19 protein-coding genes are annotated in these 18,348 nt (G+C 68.7%); 13 read left to right on the forward strand and 6 right to left on the reverse strand.

Annotated features, from left to right (window positions below; translation table 11 throughout):
- Position 1: 1 nt before the first annotated feature.
- Entirely contained in the window at positions 2 to 853 is an 852-nt protein-coding gene (gene efeU / locus H4281_RS05690) for an iron uptake transporter permease EfeU (RefSeq protein WP_182889809.1), read from the reverse strand.
- A gap of 268 nt (positions 854 to 1,121) precedes the next feature.
- Here efeU and H4281_RS05695 point away from each other — a divergent pair, with 268 nt between their 5' ends.
- A complete protein-coding gene (locus H4281_RS05695) occupies positions 1,122 to 1,922 on the forward strand; it encodes a lysozyme family protein (RefSeq protein ID WP_237597267.1) in 801 nt (266 codons plus the stop codon).
- Positions 1,923 to 2,325: 403 nt separating this feature from the next.
- Here the strand turns inward: H4281_RS05695 and H4281_RS05700 are convergent, their stop codons facing one another.
- Complete coding sequence (locus tag H4281_RS05700; RefSeq protein ID WP_182889810.1) at positions 2,326 to 2,508, reverse strand: hypothetical protein; 183 nt, start codon at positions 2,506 to 2,508, stop codon at positions 2,326 to 2,328.
- A gap of 206 nt (positions 2,509 to 2,714) precedes the next feature.
- Entirely contained in the window at positions 2,715 to 3,119 is a 405-nt protein-coding gene (locus H4281_RS05705) for a tetratricopeptide repeat protein (protein WP_182889811.1), read from the reverse strand.
- 70 nt (positions 3,120 to 3,189) lie between these two features.
- Here H4281_RS05705 and H4281_RS05710 point away from each other — a divergent pair, with 70 nt between their 5' ends.
- The 4 genes from H4281_RS05710 (at position 3,190) to H4281_RS05725 (ending at position 6,752) form a co-directional block, all read left to right on the forward strand.
- Positions 3,190 to 3,681 carry a VOC family protein gene (locus H4281_RS05710; protein ID WP_237597266.1) on the forward strand — a complete coding sequence of 164 codons (492 nt, stop codon included), beginning with the start codon at positions 3,190 to 3,192 and terminating at the stop codon, positions 3,679 to 3,681.
- Between the two features lie 115 nt (positions 3,682 to 3,796).
- Positions 3,797 to 5,083, forward strand: a complete 1,287-nt coding sequence (eno, locus tag H4281_RS05715) for a phosphopyruvate hydratase (RefSeq protein ID WP_182889813.1) — start codon at positions 3,797 to 3,799, stop codon at positions 5,081 to 5,083.
- Positions 5,084 to 5,276: 193 nt separating this feature from the next.
- Positions 5,277 to 5,642 (forward strand): septum formation initiator family protein, encoded by a 366-nt coding sequence (locus tag H4281_RS05720; RefSeq protein WP_182889814.1) that lies wholly within the window; start codon positions 5,277 to 5,279, stop codon positions 5,640 to 5,642.
- A gap of 588 nt (positions 5,643 to 6,230) precedes the next feature.
- Positions 6,231 to 6,752, forward strand: coding sequence for a DUF501 domain-containing protein (locus tag H4281_RS05725; RefSeq protein WP_182890232.1), 522 nt, complete (start codon positions 6,231 to 6,233; stop codon positions 6,750 to 6,752).
- Positions 6,753 to 6,834: 82 nt separating this feature from the next.
- Here H4281_RS05725 and H4281_RS05730 read toward each other — a convergent pair whose 3' ends face one another.
- On the reverse strand, positions 6,835 to 7,851 hold the full coding sequence (locus H4281_RS05730) for a hypothetical protein (RefSeq protein ID WP_182890283.1): 1,017 nt from the start codon (positions 7,849 to 7,851) through the stop codon (positions 6,835 to 6,837).
- Between H4281_RS05730 and H4281_RS05735 the strand changes: the two genes are divergently transcribed.
- Complete coding sequence (locus H4281_RS05735; protein WP_312872061.1) at positions 7,837 to 8,913, forward strand: lytic transglycosylase domain-containing protein; 1,077 nt, start codon at positions 7,837 to 7,839, stop codon at positions 8,911 to 8,913. The two genes, H4281_RS05730 and H4281_RS05735, sit on opposite strands and share 15 nt — an antisense overlap.
- 48 nt (positions 8,914 to 8,961) lie before the next feature.
- Entirely contained in the window at positions 8,962 to 9,855 is an 894-nt protein-coding gene (locus H4281_RS05740; RefSeq protein WP_182889816.1) for a LysR family transcriptional regulator, read from the forward strand.
- Between the two features lie 4 nt (positions 9,856 to 9,859).
- Here the strand turns inward: H4281_RS05740 and H4281_RS05745 are convergent, their stop codons facing one another.
- Together H4281_RS05745 and H4281_RS05750 are read right to left on the reverse strand one after the other, a co-directional pair.
- Entirely contained in the window at positions 9,860 to 10,594 is a 735-nt protein-coding gene (locus H4281_RS05745; RefSeq protein WP_182889817.1) for an SDR family oxidoreductase, read from the reverse strand.
- On the reverse strand, positions 10,591 to 11,328 hold the full coding sequence (locus H4281_RS05750; RefSeq protein WP_182889818.1) for an oxidoreductase: 738 nt from the start codon (positions 11,326 to 11,328) through the stop codon (positions 10,591 to 10,593). Before H4281_RS05750 ends, H4281_RS05745 begins: the two co-directional genes overlap by 4 nt.
- Before the next feature lie 177 nt (positions 11,329 to 11,505).
- Between H4281_RS05750 and H4281_RS05755 the strand changes: the two genes are divergently transcribed.
- The 6 genes from H4281_RS05755 (at position 11,506) to H4281_RS05780 (ending at position 18,284) form a co-directional block, all read left to right on the forward strand.
- Entirely contained in the window at positions 11,506 to 12,459 is a 954-nt protein-coding gene (locus H4281_RS05755; RefSeq protein ID WP_182889819.1) for a Ppx/GppA phosphatase family protein, read from the forward strand.
- A 194-nt stretch (positions 12,460 to 12,653) separates the two neighbouring features.
- On the forward strand, positions 12,654 to 14,282 hold the full coding sequence (locus tag H4281_RS05760; RefSeq protein WP_182889820.1) for a peptide ABC transporter substrate-binding protein: 1,629 nt from the start codon (positions 12,654 to 12,656) through the stop codon (positions 14,280 to 14,282).
- A gap of 104 nt (positions 14,283 to 14,386) precedes the next feature.
- Positions 14,387 to 15,313: an ABC transporter permease gene (locus H4281_RS05765; protein WP_182889821.1), complete on the forward strand. Its 927-nt coding sequence runs from the start codon at positions 14,387 to 14,389 to the stop codon at positions 15,311 to 15,313.
- Positions 15,306 to 16,262 carry an ABC transporter permease gene (locus H4281_RS05770; protein WP_182889822.1) on the forward strand — a complete coding sequence of 319 codons (957 nt, stop codon included), beginning with the start codon at positions 15,306 to 15,308 and terminating at the stop codon, positions 16,260 to 16,262. Before H4281_RS05765 ends, H4281_RS05770 begins: the two co-directional genes overlap by 8 nt.
- 5 nt (positions 16,263 to 16,267) lie before the next feature.
- Positions 16,268 to 17,293, forward strand: a complete 1,026-nt coding sequence (locus H4281_RS05775) for an ABC transporter ATP-binding protein (protein ID WP_182889823.1) — start codon at positions 16,268 to 16,270, stop codon at positions 17,291 to 17,293.
- Entirely contained in the window at positions 17,286 to 18,284 is a 999-nt protein-coding gene (locus H4281_RS05780) for an ABC transporter ATP-binding protein (RefSeq protein WP_182889824.1), read from the forward strand. Before H4281_RS05775 ends, H4281_RS05780 begins: the two co-directional genes overlap by 8 nt.
- The last annotated feature ends 64 nt before the right edge of the window (positions 18,285 to 18,348 follow it).

Consider the following 18,348-nt stretch of genomic DNA (forward strand, 5'->3'; position numbering starts at 1 on the left):
GTCACTCCTTGGCGGCGGCCGGGGCGGCAGGAGCCGACTCGGTCTTGTTCTTGCGGGCGGGCTTGAGAAACAGCGGCAGCACGATCGCCACGTAGGCGACCCACGCGATCGCTTGCAGCACAGTGGTTTGCTGCGAATAGTTGAAGATCCCCTTGAGCAGCGCGCCGTACCAGGAGGTTTCCGGCAGCGTGCTCGACGCGTCGAAGGCGAGCGTGGTCAGACCGGGGATGAACCCGGCTTCCTGAAGGTCGTGCAGCCCGTAGCCGAGGACGCCGGCGGCGACGAACACCAGCAGCACGCCGGTGATCGTGAAGAACTTCGCCAGGTTGAACCGCACCGCGCCGCGGTAAAGCAGGTAGGCGAGCACGATCGCGGCGGCGATCCCGACCACGAACCCGATCAGCGGCTGCAGGGTGTCGGACTGCGCGGTCTGCACGGCCGAGTAGAAGAACACGGCGGTTTCGAGCCCCTCGCGGCCCACGGCGAGGAACGACAGCAGCAGCACCGCCGCCGGACCGACCTTGAGCGCGTCCTCCATCTTTCCGCGCAACTCGGCCGCGATGTGCCGGGAAGCCTTGCGCATCCAGAAGATCATCGCGGTGACGAAGACGACCGCGACGATGGAAAGACTTCCGCCGAGCAGTTCCTGATGCTCGAAACTCAGCTGAGCGGTGCTGTAGGTGAGGATCGCGCCGACGCCGACCGACAGCAGCACTGCCGCGCCGACTCCCGGCCACACGAACCGCAGCGCGTGCCGTCGTTCGGTCTTCACCAGGAAGGCGACCAGGATGCTCACCACAAGCGCGGCTTCGAGGCCTTCGCGCAGCCCGATGAGCGCGCTCGAAAACACCACTGTTCAGCCCTCCTTCGACTACCTGACCTGATGTTTTTAGGTAAGGCTTGCCTGTAAGTCCAGAGGGAGGTTCGCTCAGCGGGCCGGGCAAAACGCGCAAAACGGCGTTCTGGCAGGAGTTAGGTTAGGGTAACCGCAGGTCAGAGCGTCGCTGAGGAGTCACGTAACGAATTGTGTGACCTGGGCGGCCCAGGCGGGGAGTTAACCGTCCGCTTGCCATTCGCCCAGTCCAGCGTCCCCCTGGCGGGTTCATCAGTAACCTGTCCGAGTGGCCGATACCACTCAGCCGACTATTACGCCGTCGCCGGCGGTTCCGCCGCGCCGCTACCCGAGCCGTATCGCGTTCGCGCTGGGGCTGGTGCTGACCGGGGTCGTGCTGGTGGTGACGATCGGGATCCAGAACCCGAACCCGCCCGCTCCTCCCGCAGCGGCCGCTCCGCCGCCGGTGTCGGCCAAGGCGGAACCGCGCCCGCAACCCGGCTCCGAAGCTCCGCGGGTCGGACTGGCCGCGCCGCCGGACCGCCCGCTCGTGTCCGACCAAGCGGAACTGGACGCGTGGGCCACCCGAGTCGCCGGAAAGACGCATCTGGACGCGCGAGTGCTCGCCGCGTACGGACGAGCGGAAATGTGGATGCAACGGCAAAAACCGTCGTGCCACCTGTCGTGGGCGACGCTCGCGGCGATCGGAAATCTGGCCTTCGGCACGGAAAAACCCGGCCCGGACGGCACCTTGACGGTGGCCCCTGGTGGCGCGGAAGGCCCGGACACCGACACCGGAAAACTCGACGGCGACCGCACGGCAGACCACCGGGTCGGCCCGCTGCGGATCATGCCCGCCGCTTGGCACAAACACGCCCAGCGAGCGAACGGCGACGGCAAAGCCGCGGACCCCCGCAACCTCGACGACGCGGCATTCACGGCCGCCCGCTACCTCTGCTCCGGCGATGACGACCTCGGCGCACCGGCGGGCTGGTGGAAAGCGATGCTGCTCTACAACCCGGCGGTCAACTACGTGCAGGACGTCTTCACCGCCGCGGACAACTATGCGGCGGCGAGCGTGGCGCCCTGAGCTGACTGGGCGGGTCGGCGGGCTTGTGCGCCGCAGCCGATTTCTGGCGACGGCGAGGGTGGGCGTGAGCTGGCTGGATGGCCCGTGGCGGCTCGGCGGGTCGCTCCGGCCGATTTCTGTGCGGTGGCGAGCGTGGGGCCCTGGATCGTCGTGGCTCGGCGCGCTTGCCTCGGTTAGGTACGGGCTGCCGCGGTTGACCGTCGCTCATTGACAACCAGCAGCTTGCCCCTGGCTTGGCTGGAAGCTGAGCGCGGCGAGCAGTCCTGACCGCTCAGCGGTCGGGCGGACCCTTGCCTGACTTCGGCCACTCGCCTCAGGACCGGTCGCGCCACGTGCGGTCTTTCACCGTGGGTCATGCAGCGGTAAACAGCTGAAACCGTGGCCCGCTCGGCAAGATCCGCAGTCAGTGGGTCGGCAAAGCGGCGCTCACCCGCACCGGCTTCTGCGGCAGGGCCTCGGTGCGCACGGGCTGCTTGCGCGGCTGGACCGGGTGGCGTTCGTTCAGTTCGACGAGCGCAGGTGCCAGCGCCATCAGCACCAGCACGAGCAGCCCGGCGGTCGCTCCGATCACGGTCAGCGCGGTCATGTCGGCCTCCTCTAATCGCTCTCTGTGATGACACCAAGGATCGCGCTTCGCCCGGTCTGCCCGGATCGGCCGACTGGCCGAGCCGGGTCGCCGGATGGCCAGGCTTCCCCGCTGCCCTGTTCACTTCAGAAGACGCGCCGAGGCCGTACTGGATCCAGCGGTTGCACGCGCGTGCCTCCGCGGGTGCACGTTCGGGACACGCGGGCTCAGCGGTCGCTCAGCGTGATCCTCGCCCTGACCTCGCTGATCGCCTCGAGGTACTCCGGCACCGGGTTCATCGCCGACGCCATCCGCAGTTGTGCGAGCGCCTCGGCCAAACGGCCGAGGCGCTGGAGGGTGCGGCCGAGCACGAACCGGGCGTAGTGGTCGGTGGGGTCCAGTTCCAGGACGCGGGTGAACGCGCTCTCGGCACGGCGCAACTGGGCGGAATGGAAGTACGCGCGCCCGGCGAGCAGTTGCACGCTCGGCTTGTCCGGCTCGTCGGCGAGCAGGGGTTCTAGCTCCTTGAGCGCGTCGAGCGGGCGTCGCCGCGCGACCAGATGCTCGGCGTTGCGGAACCTGCGGAAGCGCGATTCGCCGTCGGGTTCGGGGGCTGCTGCGGCGTCCGTCATGGTCGCTTCACGATACCGGCGCGGAGGGCGTTGCACGACCGTCAGACGAGTCGTGATGGACTGTTCCGCCATGAGCAGCGATCAGGAACCCGATTACGTGGGACTGGCGCCGTACCTCTACTACAGCGATGCGACCGCCGCGCTCGCGTGGCTGACCAGGGTGTTCGGCTTCACCGAGGAAGTCCGCTTCGAGGACGGGGCCGGCGAGGTTTTCCAGGCGACGCTCCGCGCGGGCGACGCGCGCCTGCAGCTGGCCGGGGTCGGTCCCGAATACTGGGAGGCCAAGGGGGTCGAAGGGCCGGTCGGGCAGTTGAACGTCGTGTACGTGACCGACGTCGACGCGCAGCACGAGCGCGTGTCCGCGGCGCTCGGCGAGGACGCCGCGCCGGAACCGCCGCAGGACCAGCCTTACGGCGCGCGGATCTTCACCGTGGCCGATCCCGGCGGCAACAGCTGGACGTTCTGGCAGCAGGTGACCGACCAGGTCGAGCTGCCGTCGGGGTGGCGCGAAGTCCGGCCGGAGGACCAGGACGCCGAGGAGACCGGCGAAGTGCCCGGCTGAGCTGGAGAACACGCAGCGGAACGGCCCCGCACCGGCCTGGCCTCCAACGGGTGAACCCGCTGGGCGGTTACTCTGGGCGGCGTCACCGCAGGCACGACCCACCAAGGAGCAGAGCGTGGCTCTCATCGAGCAGGTAGGCGCGCGCGAGATTCTCGATTCGCGCGGGAACCCGACCGTCGAGGTGGAGGTGGCGCTCGACGACGGCACGCTGGCCCGCGCGGCGGTGCCGTCCGGGGCGTCGACCGGCGAGCACGAAGCGGTCGAGCTGCGCGACGGGGACACCGGTCGCTACAACGGCAAGGGCGTGGAGCGCGCGGTCGCCGCAGTGCTCGACGAGATCGGCCCGGACCTGGTCGGCGTCGACGCGGTCGACCAGCGGATCGTCGACCAGAAGCTGGTGGACCTCGACGGCACGCCCGCGAAGTCCCGGCTCGGCGCGAACGCGATCCTCGGCGTTTCGCTCGCCGTCGCGAAGGCCGCCTCGGAATCGTCCGAACTGGAGCTGTTCCGCTACCTGGGCGGCCCGAACGCACACGTGCTGCCGGTGCCGATGCTGAACATCCTCAACGGCGGCGCGCACGCCGACACCGACGTCGACATCCAGGAATTCATGATCGCGCCGATCGGCGCGGAGTCGTTCCGCGAGGCGCTGCGCTGGGGCACCGAGGTGTACCACGCGCTGAAGTCCGTGCTGAAGGGCCGCGGCCTGTCCACCGGCCTCGGCGACGAGGGCGGTTTCGCACCGAGCCTCGGCAACAACCGCGAGGCGCTCGACCTGATCCTCGCCGCGATCGAGAAGGCCGGCTACGCGCCGGGCCGGGACGTCGCCCTCGCGCTGGACGTCGCCGCGACCGAGTTCTACTCCGACGGCGCCTACACTTTCGAGGGTTCGAAGCGCAGCGCCGAGCAGATGTCCGCGTACTACGGCGAACTGCTGCGCGACTACCCGCTCGTGTCCATCGAGGACCCGCTGAGCGAGGACGACTGGGACGGCTGGGTCCAGCTGACCTCCGAGATCGGCGACAAGGTCCAGCTCGTCGGCGACGACCTGTTCGTCACCAACCCGGACCGGCTCGAGGAGGGCATCACCCGCCGCGCGGCGAACGCGCTGCTGGTGAAGGTCAACCAGATCGGCACGCTGTCGGAGACGCTGGACGCGGTGTCGCTGGCTACGTCGTACGGCTACAAGTCGATGATGAGCCACCGGTCCGGCGAGACCGAGGACACCTTCATCGCCGACCTCGCGGTCGCGACCGGCGTCGGCCAGATCAAGACCGGCGCTCCGGCCCGCGGCGAGCGGATCGCGAAGTACAACCAGCTCCTGCGCATCGAGGAGACCCTCGCGGACGCCGCGCGCTACGCCGGCGACCTCGCCTTCCCGCGGTTCAGCGCGGAGGCCTGAGGGGCACATGGCCGACCGGGGGAGGGCGCGCAGCCGCCGCGGCGGCCGGGCAGCGGGAAGCGGGTCCAGCAGGGCCCGCCGTCCCGCGTCTGCCCGGCGCCGCACCGGCGCGGGCACGACGGAGACGACCAGGGCCCGGCTTCGCCGCGGCCTAGCGGCGAAACGCGCCTCCGGTGCGGCCAAGGTGCTCGGCATGTCGACCACCCGGCGCGCCGCCGTGGTGGCGATCGTGGTGTGCGCGCTGGCGTTCACCGTCGCGGTCCCGTTGCGCACCTACCTCTCCCAACGCTCCGAGGTCCGCGACCAGGAAGCGCAGCTCGCCCAGCTCCAGCACGAGGTCGCCCAGCTGCGCGACCGCAAAGCCCAGCTGAGCGACCCGGCCCAGATCGAGGCGGAAGCCCGCCGTCGGCTCCGGTACGTGAAGCCTGGCGAGACCCCGTGGATGGTCCAGTTGCCGGAGGACCAGCCTGGTTCGCCGGCTGCTGCCCAGCCGGGGCAGCAGCCTGCTCCGCAGGCACCTTGGTACGAGAACCTGTGGGCGCAGGTTTCCGGGGGCTGAGGTTGCTTGACAGGATCGCTGGCGGATGCGGTTGACGGGCCGCTGAAGTCTTGGCCGTGCGCGCTGACCGGGTAAGGGCCGATGTTTGGCGAGCTTCTGGTCCGGCGGGATCGTTGGCTTGCCAGGTGGGTCGTCGCTGTGCCGGGCAGCTAGCTCGCCGGTCGCGGTTACCGAGCAGGCTGGCCGGTGCCAAGCCAGATTGTCGGCTGGTCGCGGGTTCGCGGCACGGTCGCGTATCCAGGGGGTGCGACCTCGGCTGGAGGTTCCTGGCCGGGCGGGTAGCCAGTGAACTCGCGGAGCCGGGGCGATGGGTTCGATAGGCACGCTCCTCACGGTTGCGGATGCAGGTAGTTCTCGATGCGGGGATCTGCGCGGGGCCTGAGATCCGGATCTTCGAACAGCTTTTCTGCTGGGCCTTTCTTTCCGGTGGGTTGGTTTCGTGGCGAAGCTTCGACTGCCTTCCACGCTAACCACATCGGAAGGGCGGCGGAGGCGGACGGAGCGAGTTGTCCACACGGTGTGCCGGTTGTGGACAACTCGGCTGTTTCGGCGGAGGTCGCGAGGGGGCGGGCGGACGGCGGCATTAGCCTGGAGAGCGTGAACAGCAGCACGGAGACACCCCGATTCGAGCCCGTCACCGATGCCGACCGGGAGGTCATCGCGCAGCAGCTTGGACGCCCGCCGCGGGCCTTGCGGGCGGTGGCCGCGCGGTGTCCCAGCGGGCATCCCTCAGTGGTCCAGACCAGCCCGCGGTTGGAGAACGGAACGCCGTTCCCGACGTTGTATTACTTGACCTGCCCTCGGCTGACGTCGATGGTGGGCACGCTGGAAGCGTCCGGCGTGATGAAGGAGATGACCGAACGGCTCACCACCGATCCGGAACTCGCGGCGACATACCAGCGCACGCACGAGACGTACCTCGCTGAGCGGGATGCCATCGAGTCGCTCGGCACGCAGGTGACCGCGGGGGGCATGCCCGGGCGGGTGAAATGCCTGCACGTCCACCTCGCGCACACGCTCGCGGCCGGGCCAGGGGTGAACCCGTTCGGTGACGAGACCCTCGCCTGGGTCCGCGAACAGGGCTGGCCGAGGGGCGACTGCGCCGGGTAACGCTCCGGTCTCGGGCGCGGATAGGCACAGCAGAGGCCGGTGCCCGCCTGGGTGGGAATGCTTCGCGGCGCGCACCGGAGCTTCACACCGAGCAGGCGAGCCCGGGTGCACCGCCGGGCGCGCCGGGGAGGGGCGGAAAGTGCGGGTGCCACGCAGATCTCGGCGGTCGGTGCGTGCTGAGGCGTCTCCTGCCGCGGACAGTCAGGGTGAGCCGGTCGCGGAGGGCGCGGGCGAGCGGGTTGCCGATGGTTCGGTGAGTGCTGGTGCGGGAGTGGCTGGCGACGGAGCCGGCGGTGCCGGGTCGGTTGGCACTGGCGCGGTTGCTGGTGGCGCGGCGGTTGGCGGACGGAGCTTTGGTGACGAGGCCGCTGGTCGCGAGTTGGCTGGTGCGGGCGGCGAGGTAGCGGACGGAGCAGTTGCTGGCGCTGCGGGCGGCGGCGAGGTTGCGGGCGGAGCGGTCTCGGACGATGCGGGCAGCGCGGGCAGTGGTGACGCGGTTGCAGGCGGAGCGGAAGCCGACGACGCAGGCAGTGGCGACGACGCAGCGGCCGGGGCGGTTCTCGTCGGTGTGGGTGGCGTGGGCAGCGGCGGCGAGGACACGGGCAAAGCGGATGCCGACGATGCGGGCAGCGGTGGGGAGGTCGCGGGTGGACCGGTTGTCGGCGGCGTGGGTGGACCGGTTGCCGCCGGTGTCGGTGGCGCGGACAGTGGTGACGCGGTTGCAGGCGGAGCGGATGCCGACGATGCGGGCAGCGGTGGGGAGGTCGCGGGTGAAGCGGTTGCCGCCGGTGTTGGTGGCGCGGACAGTGGCGGCCACGTAACTGGTGAAGCGGTTGTCGGCGCTGCGAATGGCGAGAGCAGCGACGGTGAGGCTGCGGGCAAAACGGTCGTCGCCGGTACGAGCGACGAAAGCGGCAACAGCGAAGTAGCCGCCGGAAAAACCGCCGAAGCAGCAGCCGCTCAGGACGTGGCGGCAGAAACGGCCAGAACCAAAAGAACCCCGGCGCTCGTCGGGCCGCCGCGGGATAGGGCGCGGTTGCGTGGGCGGGTGCGGGCGCGGCGGGCGCGCTATCGGGCTCGGCGGGTGGCTTCGCGGCATCGGACGGCCGTCGCGGTGCTCGCTGGAGTGCTGGGGGTGCTTCCGGCGACTGTCGGCGCGGGTGTGGTCGTCGGGTGGGCCGGGCGGATGCCGGTGGTGCGTTCGGCGGACGTTATGCCTGATCAGGGGTACGACCCGGGCATCCGCGGGGTCGCTGTCGACGGGCGGCTGCCGGATGCGCCCGCGCCGGTACCGCTGCCTGCGTACGACCTTCCGGACGGGCCGCTGGGGATTCCGGCTACTGCGCTTGCTGCGTATCGGCACGCGGCGGAGGTGTTGGGGAAAGAACAGCCGGGGTGCCATATCGACTGGGCGCTCGTCGCGAGCATCGGGCGGATCGAGTCGAATCACGCGCGGGGCGGGTACGTCGACGCTGCCGGGACCACGATCCAGCCGATTCTGGGGCCTCAGCTCAACGGCACTGGTCCGTATGCGGCGATTCCGGACACTGATCACGGCGTTCTCGACCAGGATCCGGTGTGGGATCGCGCGGTGGGGCCGTTCCAGTTCATTCCGGCGACCTGGCGGACCTACGCGGCGGACGGCAACGGTGACGGCAAGGCCGACCCGGGCAATCTCTTCGACGCCTCGCTCGCGGCGGCCCGCTACCTCTGCTCCGGCGGGCTCGATCTGGCCAATCCGGACCAGTTGCGGACCGCGATTTACCGCTACAACAACTCCGACGCCTACGTCACCACGGTCATTCTCTGGGCGGAGGCTTACCGCAAGGGCGTCGCGCAGGTGCCGGACAGTCCGGTTCCCGTCGGTCCGGCCACGGCCAGTTCCGCGCCGCCCGCGAATCCGGGGGACCGGCCCAGGACTACCGAGTCGGCGTTGCCGCCGGCCGCAACGGGTGGTCCGGCGGTGACGCCCACGCCTACCGGGCTGCCGCCGCAAAACAGTCCGTCCGGGCCGCCTTCGAGCAGTTCTGGAGAGCCGACCACCAGCAGTTCGACGTGCGGATCGAGTACCGCACCGACCTCGGCGACGACGTCGACCACTCCGACCTGCATCTCGTCGTCGAGCAGCAACCCGGAGAGCAGTACCACGGCCGCGGGCTGACAACAGGTAGCCTCGATTACACCATTACAAACGTCCGCAGGGGAGACGATGAGTCTTCGTCAGTTCGAGTACGCCTTGGCGGTCGCTGAGGCGGGGTCGGTGACCGCTGCGGCTGAAGTGCTGCACGTCGCGCAGCCGTCCGTTTCGCAGCAGATCCGGGGGCTCGAGCGGGAACTCGGCGTGCAGCTCTTCTCCCGGACGCCCACCGGGCTCGTGCCCACCGTCGTCGGGCGGGCGTTTCTCCGGGACGCTGAGGTCGCGGTGCGGGCCGCGCGGCGGGCGCAGGCGACCGCGCGGGCGGGGGCGGACGAGCTGGTCGGCGAGTTGCTCGTCTCGGCGCAGATGGGGTTGGGGACTCGGCAGCTGCCGGGGGCGCTGGCTGCGTTGCGGCGCAAGTATCCGCGGCTGGCGGTGACCGTGTTCGAGGAGCCGAATCCGGCTGAGCTGGAGCAGCTGGCCCGGCGTGGGGTGCTGGACCTCGCGTTGATCGGCTCGGCGTGCGACGAGGGGCTGTACGAGGGGCATCACCTCGGCGACGAGGAGTTCGTGGTCGTCCTCGGCGCGAAACACCGGTTGCTCAAGAAGGACCGGATCGCGTTGCGGGAGCTGGAAAAAGAGGAGTGGATCAGGTTCGACCCGGCCAGTGCACTCGACGGGTTCCTGACCGAAGTGTTGCGAGACAACGGGTTGAAGCCGACCGCGGTCGCGCGGGTGTCGCAGACCTCGACAGCGGTGCGATGGGCCGCGCACGGGCTGGGAGTGACGCTCGTTCCGGCGTCGGCGGTGCCGGAGGGGCATGAGCATCTCGTCCGGCCGGTGTTTCCGGTCGTGTCCCAGCCCGTCGTCGCGGCGGTCCGGCCGGGCGCGGGGCCCGCGGAGATGGCGTTGCTCGAGTTTTTGCGGCAGGAGACCTGGTATCAGCCAGTGTCTCCGGCCGCCTGAAAGCTCAGAGCTGGGTGTCGCCGCCGTCTACGACCAGTTCGATGCCGGTGGTGAAGGTGGCGTCGAAGGCCAGGAAGGCGACCGCGCGGGCGATCTCTTCGGGGGTGCCCAGCCGCTTCATGGGGTTGGCGGCGGCTCGCGCGGCTTTGAACTGCGCGGCTTCCTCGGCTGACATCCCGGCTTCCAAAATCTCGGTGTCGATGGGGCCGGGGCTGATCGCGTTGACCCGGATGTCGCGCGGGAGCAGTTCGGCGGCGAGCGTGCGGGCCATCGACCGCAGTGCGGCCTTGCCTGCTGAATAGACGCTGGTTTCCGGCAGGCCCATGACGTTCGCGGTCGAAGTGGTCAGCACGACGCCCGCTCCGGAACGCAGCCGCGGCGCGAGCTTCTGCACGGTGAAGTACGCGCCCTTGACGTTGACCGCGAAGTCCGCGTCGAACTGCTCCTCGGTGACCGACTCGAACGGTGCCGTCCGGGCCATCCCGGCGTTGACGAACAGGGCGTCGATCGGGCCGGGTACCTGGGCGGCCAGCGCGTCCAGATCGGAGAGCAACGCCACATCGCCGCGGACGGCTAGCGCGTCTTCGCCGAGCCGGGCCAAAGCCGCGTCGAGACGGGATTGCGAGCGGCCGGTGATGATTACGCGAGCTCCGCCGTCGGCGAACAATTTCGCCGTGGCGAAACCCATTCCCGCGCTGCCGCCGGTAATGACCGCGGTTTTGCCCTGGTAGTTATTCATCGCGGGTATTCGCCTCCATCGACGGCCAGGCCGCTTCCGGTCAGCCAGTTCGCCTGGTCGGACAGCAGGAACAACACCGCGTTGGCGATGTCGTCGGGCTCGCCGTCGCGGCCCAGCGGGACATCGGGGAGAGCGAAGCCGGGCGACAGGCTCGACCACTGCTCTCGCGTCGCCAAGCCGCCGGGGGTGGCGGTCCGGCCGGGGGACACGGTGTTGACGCGGACGCCGGACGGGGCCAGTTCGGCGGCCAGGCCCCGGCTGTACGCCTCCAGCGCCGTTTTCGCCGCCACGTAGTGCAAGAACGGCGGGAACGGCGGACGGATCGCGGCGGTGGAGACGTGCACGATCGCGCCCGATCGGCGGTCTCGCATGCCCGGGGCCAGCAGTGCGTCCAGCCGGACCGCGGCCAGCAGGTTCACCGACAGCGCGTCCTGCCATTCGTCGTCGGGGATGGCCAGGCCGCTGGGGTGCGGACGCGCGCCGCCCGCGTTGTGGACCAGCAGGTCGACGCCGCCGAGGACGTCTTGTGCGGCGGAGGCGACCGTCTGGGCTCCGGCCTGCGTGCGGACGTCGGCCTCGACGAACGACGCTCCCTCCGGCGCCGGGCCGGCCGACCGGGCGGTGGTGAGCACCGTCGCGCCCGCGGCCAGCAATTGCGCCACGATTGCCGCGCCGATTCCGCGGGAACCGCCGGTGACGACCGCGCGCTTTCCCGCAATCCCGTAATCGGGCATGCCAATGAACCTCTCGATAAAGGAGAAAGAACCGCCGCGAAACGAAATGCGGCGAACACGTCAACCGTAGGACCGGAACAGAGGAAAAGGCAAAGATCAAATGTCGGTGAGGGGGCATAGGGCCCGCCTATGCCCGCCTCGCCTGCGAACCGCCGGAGACCAAGTAAAGTCGGAGCCATGCCTCGGGTAGCTGCGATCGACTGTGGGACCAACTCCATCCGCCTGCTCGTCGCCGAGTTGACGCCGCGCCACGACGGCACGGTCGACCTGCGCGACCTGCACCGCGAGATGCGCATCGTGCGGCTCGGCCAGGGCGTCGACGCCACCGGCAGGCTCGCGCCGGAAGCGCTCGAACGCACCCGCGCCGCACTCGCGGACTACACCGTCGCCGCGCGGCGCAAGGGCGTCGAGAAGGTGCGCATGGTCGCCACCTCCGCGACCCGCGACGCGAGCAACCGCGACGAGTTCTTCGCGATGACCCGCGAAACGCTCGGCGTCGAGGCCGAGGTGATCAGCGGCGACGAGGAAGCCCGGCTGTCCTTCACCGGAGCGGTCGGCGAGCAGGACCCGGACGACGGGCCGTTCGTGGTCGTCGACGTCGGCGGCGGCTCCACCGAACTCGTCCTCGGCACCTGGAACGGCCGCGAGGCCGAGGTGATCGCGGCGAAATCCGTCGACATCGGTTGCGTCCGGATCACCGAGCGCGCGCTGAAGGACGACCCGCCGACCGCGGACGAGATCGCCGCCGCCCGGGAACTCGCCCGCGGCATCCTCGCCGAGGCGTTCAATGTCGTGGACGTCGCGAAGGCCCGCACCTGGATCGGCGTCGCCGGCACCGTGACCACGTTGTCAGCGGTTTCGCTCGGCCTGCCCGAGTACGACTCCGAGCGCGTGCACCTGTCGAAGCTGACGCATGGCCAGATCGACGAGCTCGCCGGACAGCTCCTCGCGGCCGCCCGCGCGACCCGCGCCGAGAACCCGGTGATCCACCCCGGCCGGGTCGACGTGATCGGCGGCGGCGCGGTCGTCGTTCAGGTGCTCGCCGAAGAACTCGCCGCGCGCGGTGGTCCGGACCAGTTGGTGGTCAGCGAGCACGACATCCTCGACGGCATCGCTTTGTCGCTCGCCTGAACGCTCCGCAGCGGCGAGGTCACCGGACGCGCGCACCCGTACCAAAGCCACCGAAAGTCATCAAGCGCAGTTAGTTGTGAGCTGACTGGGTGATGAACGGTGTTGTTATTCAGGTGCAACCCGGCGATCCGGTTACGAAGCGCTGATCCAGCTAGCCTCCATCTCGCTATTCGGACGCGAGAAACGGAGGGGACATGCGGGGTTCATCCAGGCTCTGGAGCGCGGCCGCAGTCGTGACAACCTTGTCACTGCTCCTGACCGCCTGTGGGGGCGGCGGATCCAGCAGCGGGTCGTCGGGAGAAGCGGATCCGAACGGGACCTTCACGGTCTACGGCACGGAACCGCAGAACACGCTGATCCCCACGAACACCAACGAACTCGGCGGTTCCAAGGCCGTCGACCCGATGTTCTCCGGCCTCGTCGCGTACAAGGGCGACAGCGGCGAACCGTTCAACCTGATGGCGGAGTCGATCACCACGGCCGATTCCAAGGTCTACGACATCAAGATCAAGCACGGCTGGAAGTTCCACGACGGCACCGAGGTCAAGGCGAAGAACTTCGTCGACGCCTGGAACTACGGGGCCAACTCGGCGAACGGCCAGATCAACAGCACGTTCTTCGAGAACATCCAGGGCTACTCCGACGTCCACCCCGCCGACAAGGGGGCGAAGCCGACCACGGACAAGATGTCCGGGCTGGCCGTGAAGGGCGACTACGAGTTCCAGGTGACGCTGGACGCGCCGTTCTCCGTGTTCACCACCAAGATCGGCTACACCGCGTTCGCGCCGCTGCCGGACTCCTTCTTCAAGGACCCCGCCGCCTTCGCGAAGCACCCGATCGGCAACGGCCCGATGAAGTTCGTCAGCCGCACGCCGAACGTCGACATCAAGCTGACCCGGTTCGACGACTACCAGGGTCCGGACAAGGTCAAGTTCAAGGACCTCGACGTCAAGATCTACGCCAGCCAGGAAACCGCCTACCAGGACCTGCTGAGCAACAAGCTCGACTTCATCGAGACGCTGCCGCCGTCCGCGCTCACCGCGGAGAAGTACAAGACCGACCTCAAGGACAACCTGGTCACCGGGCACCTGCTGGGCATCAGCACGATCGCGGTGCCGTACTACGTTCCCGGCTACAACAACCTCGACCTGCGCCGGGCGATCTCGATGGCGATCGACCGCGAGCAGATCACCAAGACGGTCATGCACGACACCTACGTGCCGGCCGACAGCTATGTCTCGCAGGGCATCGCGGGCTTCCGGCCCGGCGTGTGCGGCGAATACTGCAAGTTCAACCCGGCGAAGGCCAAGGAGTTCTTCGCGAAGTCCGGGTTCAAGGGCAAGCTCACCATCGCCTCGAACGCCGACGGCGGCCGCAAGGAGCCGCTGGTGGCCGCGTGCAACAGCATCAAGAACACCCTCGGCGTCGAATGCGATTTCGTTCCGGCGACCGACTTCGGCCAGTGGCGCAGCATCGTGACCGGGCACAAGCTGACCGGCATGGGCCGTTCCGACTGGGCGGCGGACTATCCCTCCATTGAGGACTTCCTCAACCCGCTCTACCGGACCGGGGCCTCGTCGAACGACTCGACGTACTCCAACCCGCAGGTCGACGCTCTGCTGAAGCAGGCCGACTCGACGGCGGACAAGGACGCCGCGGTCAAGCTGTACCAGCAGGCCGAGGACTTGATCGCGAAGGACCTGCCCTCGATCCCGGTGTGGGACGAGAAGGGCGTCGCGGCCAAGTCGAAGCACACCAAGACCGTGGTCCTCGACTTCCGCCGCCGCGCGGACTACTCGTCGGTCGAGGTCCTCAAGAAGTGAAGCGCTGACTAGTCCGTTCCCACCACGCGGTTCGTGAGTGCTCGCGCCGGCCACAAGCAGGCGCGGGCACTCGCGGGCCCGGCGCGCACTCTGAGGAACCACGCATGATTCGCTACGTCCTGCGCCGCCTGCTCCAGTTGATCCCGGTGTTCTTCGGCACCACCTTCCTGATCTACGCACTGGTGTGGGCCGTGCCCGGGGACCCGTTCTCCGGAAAATGCGGTCAGCAAGCCTGCCCGCAGGCCTATATCGACCTGATGACCGAGAAGTTCCACCTCAACGACAACCTGATCGTCCAGTACTTCAAATACCTCGGGAGCCTGTTCAGCGGCGACTGGGGCGAGACGTTCAACGGCTCCTCGGTCGGCGAACTGATCTCCACCTCCTACCCGATCACGCTGCGCCTCGCGCTCGTCGCGGTGCTCATCGAAGCGGTCATCGGCTTGACCGCCGGGGTGCTGACCGGCTTGCGCGGCAAGGGTTTCCTCGACAACCTGGTGCTGGTCTCGACCACGTTCCTGATCTCGCTTCCGGTGTTCGTCACCGCGATCGTGCTGCAGATCGTGCTCGGCGTGAACCTGGGCATCATCGACGCCAGCGTCTCCGACGATCCGAGCATCGGCGAGCTGATCGTGCCCGGCATCGCGCTCGGCAGCCTGTCGATGGCTTACGTCGCCCGGTTGACGAGAACGTCGATCGCGGAGAACCGGCACGCCGACTACATCCGCACCGCCATCGCCAAGGGGCAGCCCAACAGTCGCGTCATCGGCATTCACTTGCTGCGCAACTCGGTGATCCCGGTGCTGACCTTCCTCGGCACCGACCTCGGCTCGCTCATGGGCGGTGCGATCGTGACCGAGGGCGTGTTCAACATCAACGGTCTCGGCGGGCTGATCTTCCGCGGCCTCCAGAACCGGGAAAGCGCGACCGTCGTCGGCGTCGTCGTGCTGCTGGTGCTGGTGTATCTGCTGATGAGCTTGATCGTCGACCTGCTCTACGCCGTTCTCGACCCGAGGATCCGTTATGACTGACCCGAATCTCGTCGGCGGCGGAGGAGTCGACGCGGCACAGCTGTCGCATGTGGACAGCTCGGCCGACGCCGGTCCGAAGAAACCGCGCAGTCTGTGGGGCGACGCGTGGCGGCAGCTGCGCCGCAAGCCGACGTTCGTGATCTCCGCGTTGATCATCCTGGTGATCGTGCTGATCGCGATCGCGCCGGGACTGTTCTCGCACCGTCCCGCCGGATACAGCGATTTGACCCACGCCAACGAAGGTCCGTCGGCGGACGCCTGGTTCGGCTACGACAACCAGGGCTACGACGTCTACGCGCGGACCATCTACGGGGCAAGGGCATCGCTGCTGGTCGGCGTTTTCGCGACGCTGCTGACTGTCCTTTTCGGATCGTTGATCGGCATCGTCGCGGGCTACTACGGCCGGATCGTCGACAGCCTGCTGTCCCGGCTCGGCGACATCTTCGCCGGCCTTCCGTTCGTGCTGGGCGCGATCGTCATCCTCACCACGTTCAACGCGCCCGGCACGAATCCCGGGCAGGTCACCATCATCGTGCAGGTGGTGTGTTCGATCGCGGTGCTGACCTGGCCGGTGGCGATGCGCATCATGCGGTCCGCGACGCTGGTGGCCAAGCAACTGGACTACGTGAAGGCGGCCCGTGCGCTCGGCGCGAGCACGCCGCGGATCGTGTTCCGGCACCTGCTGCCGAACACGCTCGCGCCGGTGCTCGTGTACGCCACGATCGCGCTCGGCGCGGCCATCGGAGCCGAGGCGACGCTGGCGTACCTCGGCATCGGCGTGCGGCCGCCGGTGGTGTCGTGGGGCGTCATGATCAGCGACGCGCGCGACTATTTCCGCGCGGTCCCGCACATGCTCCTGTTCCCCGGTGCGTTCGTCACCATCACCGTGCTCGCGTTCGTGATGCTCGGCGACGGTATCCGCGACGCGCTCGACCCGAAGTCGAGGTAGCCGCAATGTCCACAGTGTCCAGTCCAGCTGGTCCGACGGCGGAGCACGAGCTGCTGCTCGAGGTCGAAGACCTGCACGTGGAGTTCCGCACTTCCGACGGCGTGGCCAACGTGCTCAACGGGGTCGGCTACTCGGTGCATGCCGGGGAAACCCTTGCCGTGCTCGGCGAATCGGGCTCCGGCAAGAGCGTCACCGCGCAGACCATCATGGGAATCCTCGACACCCCGCCGGGGGTGATCACCGGCGGGTCGATCCGGTATCGCGGCGAGGATCTGCTCACCGCGTCGGCCGACCGGCGGCGGCAGGTGCGCGGCGCGGAGATCGCGATGATCTTCCAGGACGCGCTTTCGGCGCTGAACCCGGTGTTCACTGTCGGGTTCCAGATCGAGGAGCAGTTGCGCGTCCGGCTGGGAATGTCCAAAAAGGATGCGCGCAAGCGCGCGGTCGAACTGCTCGACCTGGTGCGGATCCCGGCCGCGCAACGGCGGGTGAAGGACTACCCGCACCAGTTCTCCGGCGGGATGCGGCAGCGCGCGATGATCGCGATGTCGCTGGCACTCGACCCGGATCTGCTGATCGCGGACGAGCCGACCACCGCGCTGGACGTGACCGTGCAGGCGCAGATCATGGACCTGCTCGCGGACATCCAGCGGGAACGGCGGATGGGGCTCGTGCTCATCACGCACGACCTCGGCGTGGTCGCGGAGGTCGCGGACCGGATCGCGGTGATGTACGCCGGACGGATCGTGGAACAGGCCGACGTGCGGGAACTGTTCAGCTCGCCAGGGCATCCCTACACCGCGGCGCTGATGGATTCGCTGCCCCGGCTGGACCTCAAAGGACAGACCCTGGAAACCATCAAGGGCCTGCCGCCGAGCCTGCTCGACATTCCGTCCGGATGCCCGTTCCACCCGCGTTGCAAGCGGGCTGAGCAGCGGTGCCGCGACGAGCGGCCGTCCTCGCACGCGCTCGGGTTCGGCCGGGTCAGTGCGTGTCACTTCGCCGAGGAGGTGGTGGAGAGCCGTGGGTGAGCCGATTCTCAGCGTGCGCGAACTGGTGAAGCATTTCCCGGTGCGCACCGGCGTGCTGTTCAAACGGACGATCGGACAGGTGAAGGCCGTCGACGGGGTGTCCTTCGACCTGCAGCCGGGCGAAACGCTCGGCGTGGTCGGGGAATCCGGCTGCGGCAAGTCGACGCTCGCCCAGGTGCTGATGCGCCTGGAGGAGCCGACCAGCGGCAGCGCGACCTTCGAGGGTCGCGACCTGTTCAAACTGCGCGGTGCGGAACTGCGGCGAATGCGCCGGGAAATCCAGATCGTGCTGCAGGATCCGTACACGTCGCTGAATCCGCGGATGACCGTCGGCGACATCGTCGGCGAGCCGTTCGAGATCCACACCGAGGTCGCGCCGAAGGGTTCGCGGGCGAAGAAGGTGCAGGAACTGCTGGAGGTGGTCGGGCTCAACCCCGAGCACGTGAACCGGTACCCGCACCAGTTCTCCGGCGGGCAGCGGCAGCGCATCGGCATCGCGCGGGCGCTGGCGTTGCGGCCCAAGGTGATCATCTGCGACGAGCCGGTGTCCGCTTTGGACGTTTCGATCCAGGCGCAGGTGATGAACCTGCTCGGGGAACTGCAGGGCGAATTCGGACTGTCCTATGTGTTCATCGCGCACGACCTGTCGGTGGTGCGCCATCTGTCCACCCGGGTCGCGGTGATGTACCTGGGCAAGATCGTCGAAATCGGTACTGAGGACGAGATCTACGAGCGACCGTCTCATCCGTACACGCAGGCGTTGCTGTCGGCGGTGCCGGTCGCCGACCCGGCGGTGCGCGGGCAGCGGCAGGTGATCCGGCTGGAGGGCGACGTGCCGAGCCCGATCGATCCGCCGTCGGGCTGCCGTTTCCGCACGCGGTGCTGGAAGGCCGCGGACATTTGCGCGACGGAGGTGCCGAAGCTGGAACCGCGGACGGACGGGCATCTGTCGGCTTGTCACTTCGCCGAGGAGAAGTCGGTGGTTCCGTAACCAGGCGATTCCTCCGGTTTGCCGATTGCCGCACGCAGTGTCCGCTATGTACGTTGCATTGTCG

Source organism: Amycolatopsis dendrobii, assembly GCF_014145675.1.
GTDB lineage: Bacteria > Actinomycetota > Actinomycetes > Mycobacteriales > Pseudonocardiaceae > Amycolatopsis > Amycolatopsis dendrobii.